Origin of the sequence: Paenibacillus sp. FSL F4-0122, assembly GCF_038002845.1 — a bacterium.
Classification (GTDB): domain Bacteria; phylum Bacillota; class Bacilli; order Paenibacillales; family Paenibacillaceae; genus Paenibacillus_AQ; species Paenibacillus_AQ odorifer.
Genome location: NZ_JBBODI010000001.1, coordinates 4,735,156 through 4,746,837 on the forward strand (window position 1 = coordinate 4,735,156; position 11,682 = coordinate 4,746,837).

At 44.8% G+C, this 11,682-nt stretch carries 15 protein-coding genes; 14 read left to right on the top strand and 1 reads right to left on the bottom strand.

Features of this window, described 5'->3' with window-relative positions:
* The first annotated feature begins 29 nt into the window (after positions 1–29).
* The 8 genes from MHH49_RS20545 (at position 30) to MHH49_RS20580 (ending at position 6,310) form a co-directional block, all read left to right on the top strand.
* Positions 30–1,115, top strand: a complete 1,086-nt coding sequence (locus MHH49_RS20545; protein ID WP_076101463.1) for a hypothetical protein — start codon at positions 30–32, stop codon at positions 1,113–1,115.
* Positions 1,116–1,361: 246 nt separating this feature from the next.
* The gene (locus MHH49_RS20550; protein WP_036676261.1) at positions 1,362–1,541 is read left to right on the top strand and encodes an IDEAL domain-containing protein; all 180 of its coding nucleotides are present in this window, start codon (positions 1,362–1,364) and stop codon (positions 1,539–1,541) included.
* 184 nt (positions 1,542–1,725) lie between these two features.
* The gene (locus MHH49_RS20555; RefSeq protein ID WP_036676262.1) at positions 1,726–2,145 is read left to right on the top strand and encodes a DUF2487 family protein; all 420 of its coding nucleotides are present in this window, start codon (positions 1,726–1,728) and stop codon (positions 2,143–2,145) included.
* Positions 2,146–2,384: 239 nt separating this feature from the next.
* Positions 2,385–2,939 carry a QcrA and Rieske domain-containing protein gene (locus MHH49_RS20560; RefSeq protein ID WP_036676264.1) on the top strand — a complete coding sequence of 185 codons (555 nt, stop codon included), beginning with the start codon at positions 2,385–2,387 and terminating at the stop codon, positions 2,937–2,939.
* 5 nt (positions 2,940–2,944) lie between these two features.
* Positions 2,945–3,616 (top strand): menaquinol-cytochrome c reductase cytochrome b subunit, encoded by a 672-nt coding sequence (gene qcrB, locus MHH49_RS20565; RefSeq protein ID WP_036676266.1) that lies wholly within the window; start codon positions 2,945–2,947, stop codon positions 3,614–3,616.
* Between the two features lie 26 nt (positions 3,617–3,642).
* A complete protein-coding gene (locus tag MHH49_RS20570; RefSeq protein ID WP_036676267.1) occupies positions 3,643–4,515 on the top strand; it encodes a menaquinol-cytochrome c reductase cytochrome b/c subunit in 873 nt (290 codons plus the stop codon).
* A gap of 91 nt (positions 4,516–4,606) precedes the next feature.
* Complete coding sequence (locus MHH49_RS20575; protein WP_051490910.1) at positions 4,607–5,254, top strand: DUF1405 domain-containing protein; 648 nt, start codon at positions 4,607–4,609, stop codon at positions 5,252–5,254.
* A 153-nt stretch (positions 5,255–5,407) separates the two neighbouring features.
* The gene (locus tag MHH49_RS20580) at positions 5,408–6,310 is read left to right on the top strand and encodes a sporulation protein YpjB (protein ID WP_038572421.1); all 903 of its coding nucleotides are present in this window, start codon (positions 5,408–5,410) and stop codon (positions 6,308–6,310) included.
* A 60-nt stretch (positions 6,311–6,370) separates the two neighbouring features.
* Here MHH49_RS20580 and MHH49_RS20585 read toward each other — a convergent pair whose 3' ends face one another.
* A complete protein-coding gene (locus MHH49_RS20585) occupies positions 6,371–7,240 on the bottom strand; it encodes a YitT family protein (protein WP_036676270.1) in 870 nt (289 codons plus the stop codon).
* A 167-nt stretch (positions 7,241–7,407) separates the two neighbouring features.
* Between MHH49_RS20585 and MHH49_RS20590 the strand changes: the two genes are divergently transcribed.
* The 6 genes from MHH49_RS20590 (at position 7,408) to bshA (ending at position 11,678) form a co-directional block, all read left to right on the top strand.
* Positions 7,408–7,737 (top strand): nucleotide pyrophosphohydrolase, encoded by a 330-nt coding sequence (locus tag MHH49_RS20590; RefSeq protein ID WP_036676271.1) that lies wholly within the window; start codon positions 7,408–7,410, stop codon positions 7,735–7,737.
* A 59-nt stretch (positions 7,738–7,796) separates the two neighbouring features.
* Positions 7,797–8,318, top strand: a complete 522-nt coding sequence (locus tag MHH49_RS20595) for a tetratricopeptide repeat protein (protein ID WP_036676272.1) — start codon at positions 7,797–7,799, stop codon at positions 8,316–8,318.
* A gap of 34 nt (positions 8,319–8,352) precedes the next feature.
* Positions 8,353–9,156 (top strand): 4-hydroxy-tetrahydrodipicolinate reductase, encoded by an 804-nt coding sequence (dapB, locus tag MHH49_RS20600; RefSeq protein WP_036676273.1) that lies wholly within the window; start codon positions 8,353–8,355, stop codon positions 9,154–9,156.
* A 15-nt stretch (positions 9,157–9,171) separates the two neighbouring features.
* Complete coding sequence (gene mgsA, locus MHH49_RS20605) at positions 9,172–9,594, top strand: methylglyoxal synthase (protein ID WP_036676275.1); 423 nt, start codon at positions 9,172–9,174, stop codon at positions 9,592–9,594.
* A complete protein-coding gene (bshB1, locus tag MHH49_RS20610) occupies positions 9,591–10,283 on the top strand; it encodes a bacillithiol biosynthesis deacetylase BshB1 (RefSeq protein ID WP_038572419.1) in 693 nt (230 codons plus the stop codon). Before mgsA ends, bshB1 begins: the two co-directional genes overlap by 4 nt.
* A 234-nt stretch (positions 10,284–10,517) precedes the next feature.
* Positions 10,518–11,678 (top strand): N-acetyl-alpha-D-glucosaminyl L-malate synthase BshA, encoded by a 1,161-nt coding sequence (gene bshA, locus MHH49_RS20615; protein ID WP_036676278.1) that lies wholly within the window; start codon positions 10,518–10,520, stop codon positions 11,676–11,678.
* Positions 11,679–11,682: the final 4 nt, after the last annotated feature.

Below are 11,682 nucleotides of genomic sequence, written 5' to 3' on the forward strand. Positions count from 1 at the left end.
ATGGTAGTAAAACGGTGAGGCGATAAAACATGAATCTGGCGGATATGCTTACTTATGCAGATATTGGACAGCTGACCGCCATAGCGGGCCGCTACCGGTGTGAATGCAAACAGAATTCCAAACACGACTTGATCCAAAGTATTTTGATTATGCTTGGAAGCAGAAGTTTTATGGAGTCTCATATCCGGGAATGCGCACCGGAGGATTTACGGTTTTTGAATACATTGCTTTTTGATGAACGCACATACTTTAGTCTTGAGGATTTGTTGGCCGTGGCAAGGCAAGCGTCCTTTGATGCACCTGAAGGGAAAACTGGAGGTTTCCGGGAGATGGTCTCTCGTTTCAAAAGTGGAGGCTGGCTTTTTAGTGGTTCCTCACAGCAGACCAGATATTTGTACCAGGTACCCAAAGATTTAAAAGAACGTTTTCGGGAGACGATGAGTGCACATATCAAAGAGAGCATCGCAACTAGCCCTGAACCTGTTATGTATCGCAGTGAAGGAGAATTAATGATCAGTGATCTGGTAATGCTGCTGAGATATATTAAGGACAATGAGCCAGAACTGAATCAGGAAGGGGCAATGTATAGGCGGTACCAGCAAGGTGTGATGAACGCGCTTCATATTCCGGAGGAGCTTCTTAGCAAAGGCGGTTGGAGGTTTGGTTATGGGAGAGCTTGTGAGCATTATCCTCCAAGATTTGCGCTTTTGTATGACTATATTCGTCACCGCCGCTGGATCTCTGAGGAAGGCTTCCGGCTAAGGCTTACTGCGACCGGTGAGGCTGTGTTAAACGATGGAAAATGTGATTCGTTGATGCAGATATTCTCTTTTTGGTTAAGACTATATAAAGGGGCTGTGCCAAATCTACCTTCACTTGTGTATTGGATAAGCATTAGCGCCGGTAATTGGGTGACAGTACCTTCTTTAGTGGATGGTGTGGGGTGGCTAATTAAACCGTTTTATTATGACAGTGCTGCTTCTATTCTAGAGCAACGAATAATACGGATGATGGTGCACCTAGGGATGCTTAAATTGGGCGAGACTTCTGGTGGACTCGCTGTGATGATGACGCCATGGGGGATAGAGACAGCCGTACCTAAGTATCTTCGGTAGAGGTGCGCATGCGAAAAGGCTTATGGGGATTACATACGCAGATGTAGGAATCCGTTAATGCTGCTGATGGGTACAATAGAGGAAGTATTGAGCGTAATGGGCAAATATGTAGAACGAAGACAGGATTGATGAATATGCTTTAGTAGGTGCCGCTTCTCTTGAAACCGAAAACATAATCATCTTGATGGATATCAAAATATCAAATAACAAGAAAAAAGGATCTCTTAAACAGCGGAGGTGTATCGAATGGACAAAATGAAGGCTACGTATGAAGTGATGCTAGGACTTGCGGCAGAAATGGTGTGGGATGAAGCGCTGCGAAAGCGTCGCTCCGACATCTTGCACCGTGAGATTGACACGGCGCTGGCTACCGGAGATGAGATGGCTTTCCGAAATCTTACTGAGGAACTTAAAAGTTTGGCATAAAGAAATGCGCTTAGCGCATTTCTTTTTTTGCTTATAATCTACTCACTTTGCTTAAACGAACGAAAATAAAAAATCTAAATCTGGACGTTCATCCTCCTCCTTCAATATAATGGGTTCTATAACTTCAGGAAGATCTGCGAAAGATCAAAAAGATTAACAATTATACATAGGGAGATGAATGGGAATGAAATTCAGCGATTTTGAAGTGGACACTTGGGAAGAAAATCGAAAATTCTATGATACATGTCTCATACCTTTTACAGGATTAACTGGACTTGAGAGTCCTCCTGAGACCGTTCAGGCACTCGAAAGATTACGTAATTTCATGGATATGGTGGAAATACCGTTCAAGGGGCGGATCGTGACTTACCCAGCCATTCAGTATGCTGGAGAGGGTTATGTGAATTTAATTAATGAGATTTGCCAAAAAGTCAAATCCAGTGGTTTCCAGCATGTTGTGGTGTTGACAGCGGATGTACCTCTCCAAGAAAGCCAAATCTATGAAAGCGATTTAGTTCTCTCTCTGCCTATCATTGAGGCTTCTCCAGAAGGGAAGAATAACAGTGGAATTAGTATCAAAATTCAAGAGATGTGGCGGAGATGAACTCCTTATAAATGTGACAGAAATTCAACAATTACAGGTTGAAACCGCTTTTTAGCCTGTCACAAATTAGACAATATTCTTGACGGGTTTTGGAGCCTAAGCTATTATTAGGTTGAATCCAAATGGTATGTGATGTATTTCATTGAAAAGATTTGAAAACGGATTATTTATATTGAGACATCTCTGATCGGACACCACAGATACTTTCTTATATCTTGAGAAGGGGGTTATATAACAGTATGAGCAGCCATAATGAACAACAGGAGACATGGCCTGAACAACCACCCAGCCGTAAAGAGATGTCGCGCAGGCAATTTTTGACCTACACGCTTGGTGGCGCCACTGCTTTTATGGGGGCGGGTACAATTCTTCCAATGGTCCGTTTTGTCGTAGATCCGATATTACATAAGAAGGGTGCTGGAGATTTTATCAAGGTTGCTGAGATAAGCAAAATCACCGAAGAGCCCCAGGAATTTACTTTTGAATTGAAACAGAAGGACGGATGGTACGACAGTACAGCGACACTCACTGCGTGGATCCGGAAAGACGCGAAGGGTGATATTTATGCGCTTTCACCGATTTGTAAACATTTGGGATGTACGGTCGGGTGGAACAACAATAAAGCTCATCCGGACGAATATCACTGCCCTTGCCATGGTGCACGTTATACAAAGCTTGGCAAAAATCTCGAGGTTGCTCCTAAGCCGCTTGATCAGTATAAAACGAAATTCGATAACGGGTGGGTGCTTTTGGGAGACATTGTGCCAAATACAGTAGCTCGTGAGGAGGCGTAGTTCTGATGTTTAAAAATGTCTATAACTGGATTGACGAACGTCTGGATGTTACGCCAATTTGGAGAGACGTGGCCGATCACGAGGTTCCTGAGCATGTTAATCCGGCCCATCATTTCTCTGCGTTCGTGTATTGCTTTGGCGGACTGACCTTTTTTATTACAGTCATTCAGATTTTATCAGGTATGTTCTTAACGATGTATTATGTTCCGGACATTATTAATGCTTATGCTAGTGTTGAGTATTTACAGACAAGTGTTGCATTTGGACAGATTGTCCGCGGGATGCATCACTGGGGTGCAAGTCTAGTAATTGTTATGATGTTCCTTCATACGATGCGCGTCTTCTTTACAGGCTCTTACAAAGCGCCGCGTGAGATGAACTGGGTAGTTGGAATGCTGATTTTCTTCGTAATGTTGGGACTTGGTTTAACAGGTTACTTGTTGCCTTGGGATAATAAAGCTTATTTCGCAACAAAAGTAACTCTCGAAATAGCCAATTCTGTTCCAGTAATGGGGCCGGTGCTGAAGGAACTGATGCAAGGCGGAACGATTGTTGGCGCCGAAACCTTAACTCGGTTTTTCGCACTACATGTATTCTTCCTCCCAGCGGTGCTTCTTAGTCTGCTCGTAGGACACTTTATTATGATCCGCAGACAAGGGATTTCCGGACCGTTGTAAGTTAATCTGAGAGAGGAGGAATACGGATGGCGCATGGAAACAATTCTAAGGAAAAGGTTGTATATGTCGGTGATTCCAGAGTTCGTAAAGGGAACGGATTTATCACACCTCCGGACTACACGGCTTACCCCGGCAAATCGGAAGCCTTTATCCCTAACTTTCTATTGAAGGAATGGATGGTCGGAGTCGTTGTACTTGTAGGAATATTAGTACTTACTATTTCAGAGCCAGCTCCGCTAGGGTTTCCAGCAAATGCTAGTGCTACGGTTATCCCGATTCCTGACTGGTATTTCTTGTTTCTCTATCAGTATTTGAAGCTCCCTTATGCTTCGGGCGATTATATCGTTCTGGGTACACTAGGAGTTACTGGTGTGGCTTTTGGTTCACTTCTGTTGGCTCCTTTTTTGGATACGGGTAGAGAGCGTCGCTTTTACCGTAGGCCGATTGCTTCATCTTTGATGTTCTTGTCCCTAGCAGCAATTGTTTATTTGACCAATACAGCCTGGACTGAATATAAACATGAAATGGCTGAAACGGGTCAGATTCCTGAAGATGTTCAACGGGAAGAAAAGGCGGCGGAGAACAGGGCAAAAGGTCTTCCAACCTCCAGCGCCGTTAAGGCAAAAGAAGTAGCGATTGTGGACAAGGATGATCCAGCTATGGGGCTCTACAAACAAGCCACTTGTATCACCTGTCACGCAGCGGATTTGAAAGGGGCAGGCGGACCTTCGCTTCGCGGAGTTGGGGACACTCATGACAAAGAAGCAATCCTTACTATTATAAAAGAGGGTCAAGGGCAGATGCCAAAAATGTACGATACCGCGTTGGGAGCAGGTCTGTCAGAAGCGGATATCGATACCTTGGCCGGCTGGCTTGCCAAACAAAAAAGCGAACAGTAAAATAATGATAACGCAACCTGATCGTGCATGCGGTCAGGTTTTTGTATGTCTAAATGTAAAGTGCCACTACTTGGGGAGGTTAATAATCTGTATGCCAGTTCATTGGTTTAACAAACTGTTTAAGAACCGGGGAATTATTTGGTTGTTATTTATCGTAAATTTCCTGGGCACAATTTATGGCTACATATGGTATGGCAATCAACTGGAGTTCACTGCGGCTAATTATCCACACTGGCTGCTTCCATTTGTTCCGGATAGCCCAACCGCAAGTTTGTTTTTTACCTTAGCTCTGTTGCTGATGCTCTTCCCTCCAAAAAGCTACACAGGAAACAATGTAAGGGAACTTATTGAGGCTTTGGCGGTCGTTACGTCAGTGAAGTACGGGATATGGGCAGTGAGCATTATTTTTGCCGGGGGTTATCACGGTGATGTTTTGGTTTGGAAAGATTGGATGCTGGTAATCTCCCATACGGGGATGGCAGTTGAAGCGTTGATTTATGCAAGGTTTTTTTCTTTCCGCAAAATGATTCCATTAGCCTTACTATGGACACTCGCCAACGATATGCTGGATTATTCTTACGGAATCTATCCGTGGTTACCTTCTGTTTTGAACGATTATGTAATTCAGGTACAGTACTTTACTATGGCGCTTACGCTGCTTAGTGTTGCAGCTGCTTGGTTGTTTAGTAGAAGACAAAGACCGGTAGAGTCAATCTATCAGTTCAAGAATAGACGTTAGTAAGCAGTTCTATCCCTTGTCCCCCTGCCATACATTTAGAATTATAAGAAGTATAAGTTTTATACTATACTTTATCCTTATAATTTTACGAGAAACGAATATCGTCTTTAAAAGACGACAACGTCGTTTCTTCTTGGGTAGGAGGGGAGTTTCATGCTCCGCGGGAGATATTATGTAGTGGTTGTGCTAGTATTCTGCTGGCTACTGACCAGTATGGATGTTGTAAAGGCTTCAGCAGCGCTAGGGGATGATGGCGAAGGGTCTGGCAATGCTTCGAAGCAAAGCGCCGACGTTAGTTCGGGTAACGGTTTGGCAGTAATGAGCGGAAAGACTGGAGCACAGCAGCTGGAACAAGCCGCTGAGGCGTTGTATGGGTATGTTTTGGAAGGGGATGTAATGAAGGTCCGACAGGAGACCGAAGCGATCTCCAAGATCTTTGTGTCCACATCCTTTGAGGGAATGACCTCTGTGGAGGGGATTAATGCGTTGTCAGGGGTCATTATGGACCTGAAGGCTACCGTGGCAGGCGCGAAAATAAATCCACAGCAATGGGAAGCGGCAGCCGCCAAGCTACGTCTAGCTGCCAATAGTCTTAATCATCCGCGTCAGCCTATCTGGCTTCAGTACTACAAGCTGATTCGTGAGGATCTAAATGCGATGGAGCAAAGTGCGGTTGCAAATGATTTGGCGGGCTGGAAAACAGCTCTGGAAAGACTGCAGGGCAGGTATGATAACATCCGGCCGGCAGTGATTGTCTCCCGCCAGCCTGAAGTTGTGAGTGCTTTTGATTCTTGGCTTTCATATGCGGCCGGCATTCCTTCGTCCTCACAAAAAGTTGAACGTGCCCGCCTGCTTGAAATTGTATCTTATGGTCAGGATGCGGTAAGAGTGATGTTCGGAAAAGAGAAGGATGAACCCGCATTGTCCTTGCCGCTGGCATCGCAAGAATTTGGGATTTGGGGAGGGTTAGCAGCAAGCTTCATTATAGCTGCGTTAGCCTATGTAGCTTATCGCAAGTACCGTGGTCAGAATCAGAATTGGAAGCCGATTCCGTAGGGTGAAATTATAAACAGCAAAAAGGAGTGTGGGCTTGAAATGGCCTACACTCCTTTTTATTTAGGTTTCTCGAAAGCCTTCTCCATGTACGTCGTGTACATCGCTAATAATTACGAAGGCGCGTGGATCAACGGATTTGACCAGCAGACTTAGCCGGCGAATTTCTTGCCTTGAGACTACACAGTACACCATATATTTAGCTTGCTTGGAATAAGCACCAATGGCAGGGATGAGGGTTACACCACGATCCATTTCCGCTGTAATCAGATCGGCAATTTGCGGTGCATCATCACTGATAATTGTAAATGCCTTGGCGGCATAGGCACCTTCTTGGATAAAATCTATAACTCGTGATGAGATGAAAACTGCGACAAGTGTGTAAAGTATTTTTTCTTTAGGAATGTAGAGGATGGAAGAGCCAATAATAATAATGTCGATGGCCAAAATAATCTGCCCCATGCTCCAGCCAAAATTCCGTCCCAGAATTCTTGCGACAATATCAACACCACCTGTTGTACCCCCAAAACGGAATACTAGCCCAAGCCCCGTTCCAAGCGTTACTCCTGCGTACAGTGCCGCAAGAATAAAGTCGTGTTCGGTACTGAAGGGGATAATCCATCCCGCAGTAATCATTCGTTCGAAAACCCACAGGAAAAAGGTCAACGCCCCGATCCCTACACCTGTATACACAATTTGCCGCCCGCCTAGGACTTTCCAGCCCAGCAGAAACAAAGGAAGGTTGATCAGCAGTGTGGATAAAAAGATGGGAATACTAAAGGCATAATTAAGGAGAAGTGTGATCCCGGTTACGCCGCCTTCCATCAACTGATTTGGAATGATGAAATACAGTAGCCCGAAGGCATATACTGCGGCTCCGAGCAAGATGGGAGCGACTGTCTTGCTGATTGTAATTACCTTTTTTGAATTCATGAAATCCCTCGTTAGGCCTTTTGTAGGCAGTTTTTCTTTTCCTATAATAAGTATACCTTTTCTTGCGTGTGTTAAAATATTCAAAAAAGATTGTCTTCAAAACGTCTTTACGATAACATAGGGGCAAACAGAAGGCAAGATATACAGAGGGGGAGAAGTTACATTTTATGGACAAAAGTCTTGGTGACATACAGCGTGAAGTAGACGCTTATATATCGCAGTTTAAGGAAGGGTACTTCAGTCCACTCTCTATGCTGGCCCGCATGTCCGAGGAAGTCGGAGAACTGGCTAGAGAGGTCAATCATGAGTTCGGTGAGAAGCCTAAGAAGTCTGATGAAGCTGAGAACTCCATTGAACTTGAACTGGGAGATATTCTGTTTATTACCGTTTGTTTTGCAAATTCTCTCGGGATAGACCTGACGGAAGCGCATAATAAGGTAATGCATAAATTTAATACCCGTGATGCGGGACGTTGGACACCGAAAGACACCGATTAGGCCTCTATAACATATGCTGTACCAAACGAACGGGATTTAGCCGTGAGGATGGTGAGTATATGGATCATAAGGATTATGTAAGAGAGGCTTACCGCTCGATATTGCGCAGTGACTTTGCCGAAGCTATTGTTTGCTTCGAGTCTGCAATTGCGGCAAGCCCTGCTGATGCCGAGGTTAGATATCGTTGTTCCATAACGTATGCCCGCAGTGGTATGCTAGATAAAGCTTTAGTTCATGCTCAGGCTGCTGTAAAGCTGGACACCAGCAAACCTGAGTATAGTCTGCATCTGCAGCATTTGCAGGCTATGATGCATGTACAGGAAGCCAAACGGTTGATAGAAGATGAAGACAACAAAACTCGCAACCCTTATCATCCGATTACACTGCTCAAAGAGGCGATTACCCTTGATCCATTATATGGGGATGCTTATGTATGGCTTGCTATCGCGCATAGTCGAGTGAATGAACATTTACAGGCTATGACTGCCTTAAAAGAAGTGATTTCGTTACATCCGGATGATTCTGGCTTGCGGGAATTGATGAGAGACCTTCAGAAATCCATACAATCGTATATGCAATAACTATATAACTAGTGAGAGCGAGGATGGAAAAAATATGAATAACAAGATCAGGGTCGTTGTATCCGGCGCAGGCGGAAGAATGGGTAAAGAGGTTGTTAAACTTGTATTGCAGGACGAAGAGCTGGAGTTAGCAGCAGCAGTAGATCGTTCTTCGGGCGATATTGATGCAGGGCGTCTGGTAGGTCTGGAAGACTCAGGCGTTATTGTAACTTCTGATCTTGAGGCCGCCCTCGCGGGAAGCAACGGAGATGTCCTTGTGGATTTCACTACACCACAGTCAGCGTATACGAATACAGCGCTAGCTATTAAGTACGGAGTGCGTCCGGTTATCGGTACAACCGGATTCACACCGGAGCAGATGGTGGAACTGGACAAGCAGTGTCAAGAACAGGGGATAGGCGGACTTATTGCTCCGAATTTCTCCATTGGGGCTATTCTATTGATGAAATTTGCGGCGCAAGCTTCAAAGTACTTCCCGCATCTGGAAATTATAGAGTATCATGGTGACCAGAAACTGGATGCTCCATCTGGAACTGCGGTCAAAACCGCAGAGATGATTTCGGAAGTTCGTGAGGAACTTCGTCAAGGTAATCCTAAAGAGGAAGAAACCATTGAAGGTGCCCGTGGTGGTTACTATAACGGATTCCGGATACATAGTGTCCGTCTTCCTGGTGTGTTTGCTCAAGAAGAAGTGATTTTTGGCGGATTCGGACAATCCTTGAAGATTCGCCATGATTCTTATGAGCGTGCGGGATATATGCCAGGCGTTAAGATGGGTATTGAAAAGGTAATGGGATATACAGGCTTGATCTATGGATTCGAGCACTTTATAGAATAGACAGGAGAGAACACCATGTTAAAGATCGCATTTATTGCCCACGATCGTAAAAAAGATGAAATCGTAAATTTTGTATTAGCTTATGAACATGTATTTGAAGGTCATGAACTTTTTTCTACAGGGACTACTGGCCAACGGATTATGGATGTAACTAACTTAAAAATTCATCGTTACATGTCTGGTCCATTAGGTGGAGATCAGCAAATCGGTGCAATGGTAGCACAGGATGAACTGGATCTTATTATTTTCATGCGTGATCCATTAATGGCGCAGCCACATGAACCTGATATTTCAGCTCTACTTCGTCTATGTGACGTATACGGGATACCGGTAGCTACGAATATTGCCACAGCGGAGGTTCTTGTGAAGGCGATTGATCGTGGTGATTTTGCTTGGCGTGCACTGGTTCATAAATACAAACCAGGTGTTGATGAATGAAGCTGGACATTCTTGTATTTGGTGCGCATGCAGATGATGCGGAGATCGGTATGGCAGGAACAATTGCAAAACATACCGCTGCGGGACTTAAGGTGGGACTTTGTGATTTAACAGCCGCGGAAATGTCATCGAACGGTACAGTAGAACTTCGCAAGCAAGAAGCGCAGCAAGCTGCAGACCTTCTCGGAGCATCCGTGCGGACAAACCTGGGTCTGCCAGATAGAGGGCTTTTTATTACAGCAGAGCATGTTGCGGCTGTGACTGCTGAAATTCGCCGCTTTTCTCCTACGATAGTTTTTGCTCCTTATTGGGAGGATCGTCATCCCGATCATATCGCCTGTAGCAAGCTGGTGGAAGAGGCTGTTTTTAATGCCAAGCTACGTAAATATATGCCGGACAAGCCGGCAATTCCTGCTCCACAGCTGTACTTCTATTTTATCAATGATTTAGGACGTACCGATCTTATTGTTGATGTTACTGAGCAATATGGCTTGAAGGAGCAGGCGTTGTCCTGCTATCGCTCCCAGTTCACCAAACCTCCGGGTGAGGATGCTGTATCCACACCGTTAACGGAAGGCTACATTGAACGAGTCCGTTCGAGAGATATGCTGCTTGGCCAGCGCAGGCTGATTCCTTATGCAGAAGGGTTTGCAACGAAGGTACCTCATACGGTGGAATTGTTTACTTAAGGAACGGATATAACGAAGTTTGTATGATAATATAATAAGCTGATTATGATTGATCCAGGAGTGCTTGGAATTAATACGCCATTGCGCTCCTGAGAGCTTTTTTTGAACAGCTTAGAGAAATGAAGTCCTGTGATTTTGAAAGAAACGGTGTTCGCTTCGCTTTTTTGAAAGCGGCCGACAAACAATAGATGATTCATTACACGAATCAATACTGGAGAAGAAGGAGACAGGAAGATGGATCGTATGCTGAAAATAGGAATTACCTGTTATCCGTCTCTTGGCGGTTCAGGCGTAGTTGCGACTGAATTAGGTAAACTCTTGGCCGAGAAGGGTCATGAAGTTCATTTTATTACACATAGTATCCCGTTCCGGTTGGGAACGTTTCAGAAAAATATTTTTTACCATGAGGTAGAAGTAAACGATTATTATGTATTCCGCTATCCCCCGTACGATCTAGCGCTTGCTACGAAGATGGCTCAGGTTGCCAAAATGCAAAATCTGGATCTTCTCCATGTTCACTATGCAGTGCCACACGCAGTGTGTGCTTTCCTTGCAAAGCAAATGCTTGGGAACGATATGAAGGTTGTAACGACTTTGCATGGCACGGATATAACGGTGCTTGGTCAGGATGAATCGCTTAAAGATTTGATTCGTCTGGGGATTAATGAAAGTGATGCCGTTACGGCGGTCTCTCAGGATCTTATCAGAGAAACACGGGACGTACTCGATATTACCCGCGACATTGATCTCACTTATAACTTCGTGGATCATCGGGTCTATTATCCGCGTGATGTAACGGATCTGCGGGGAGATTTCGCAGCGCCTGATGAGAAGATTCTGATGCATATCAGTAACTTCCGTCCTGTAAAAAGAGTCAGCGATGTTGTTGACGTTTTTGCCAAAGTGAATCGTGAACTGCCTTCCCGCCTGCTGCTTGTAGGTGAAGGTCCGGATCTTCCCAAAATCCAAGCCAAAATTAGTGAAATGGGTCTGGAAGATAAAGTTCGTTTTCTGGGAAGGCAGGATGAAATTGCTCAGGTGATCTCTTTAGCTGATCTGCTTCTGCTTCCTTCCGAGAAGGAAAGCTTTGGTCTGGTTGCTCTGGAAGCAATGGCTTGCGGCGTACCGACGATTGGCTCGCAAACCGGAGGCATTCCTGAGCTTATAGAGCATGGAAAGACTGGATTCCTTGCACCGATTGGCGATACAACGGCTATGGCTAAATATGCAGTTAAGCTCCTGTCGGATGAACGTATGGTGCAACAGTTCAGAGAAGCTTGTTTACAAACAGCCTGCAAAGATTTTTGTAAGGATTCGATAACGAAACAATATGAAGATATTTATTACCGGGTGCTGGGGCGCAAGGTACTTGGACTGGACCCAGTTCGGGGGTAAGGAG

Excerpts from the sequence above, each read along its gene's own strand:
- MHH49_RS20570 (WP_036676267.1), top strand. The coding sequence starts at position 3,643 with ATGGCGCATGGAAACAATTCTAAGGAAAAGGTTGTATATGTCGGTGAT.
- qcrB (WP_036676266.1), top strand. The coding sequence starts at position 2,945 with ATGTTTAAAAATGTCTATAACTGGATTGACGAACGTCTGGATGTTACG.
- MHH49_RS20580 (WP_038572421.1), top strand. The coding sequence starts at position 5,408 with ATGCTCCGCGGGAGATATTATGTAGTGGTTGTGCTAGTATTCTGCTGG.
- MHH49_RS20550 (WP_036676261.1), top strand. The coding sequence starts at position 1,362 with ATGGACAAAATGAAGGCTACGTATGAAGTGATGCTAGGACTTGCGGCA.
- MHH49_RS20545 (WP_076101463.1), top strand. The coding sequence starts at position 30 with ATGAATCTGGCGGATATGCTTACTTATGCAGATATTGGACAGCTGACC.
- bshB1 (WP_038572419.1), top strand. The coding sequence starts at position 9,591 with ATGAAGCTGGACATTCTTGTATTTGGTGCGCATGCAGATGATGCGGAG.
- mgsA (WP_036676275.1), top strand. The coding sequence starts at position 9,172 with ATGTTAAAGATCGCATTTATTGCCCACGATCGTAAAAAAGATGAAATC.
- MHH49_RS20585 (WP_036676270.1), bottom strand. The coding sequence starts at position 7,240 with ATGAATTCAAAAAAGGTAATTACAATCAGCAAGACAGTCGCTCCCATC.
- dapB (WP_036676273.1), top strand. The coding sequence starts at position 8,353 with ATGAATAACAAGATCAGGGTCGTTGTATCCGGCGCAGGCGGAAGAATG.
- MHH49_RS20595 (WP_036676272.1), top strand. The coding sequence starts at position 7,797 with ATGGATCATAAGGATTATGTAAGAGAGGCTTACCGCTCGATATTGCGC.
- MHH49_RS20575 (WP_051490910.1), top strand. The coding sequence starts at position 4,607 with ATGCCAGTTCATTGGTTTAACAAACTGTTTAAGAACCGGGGAATTATT.
- bshA (WP_036676278.1), top strand. The coding sequence starts at position 10,518 with ATGGATCGTATGCTGAAAATAGGAATTACCTGTTATCCGTCTCTTGGC.
- MHH49_RS20555 (WP_036676262.1), top strand. The coding sequence starts at position 1,726 with ATGAAATTCAGCGATTTTGAAGTGGACACTTGGGAAGAAAATCGAAAA.
- MHH49_RS20560 (WP_036676264.1), top strand. The coding sequence starts at position 2,385 with ATGAGCAGCCATAATGAACAACAGGAGACATGGCCTGAACAACCACCC.
- MHH49_RS20590 (WP_036676271.1), top strand. The coding sequence starts at position 7,408 with ATGGACAAAAGTCTTGGTGACATACAGCGTGAAGTAGACGCTTATATA.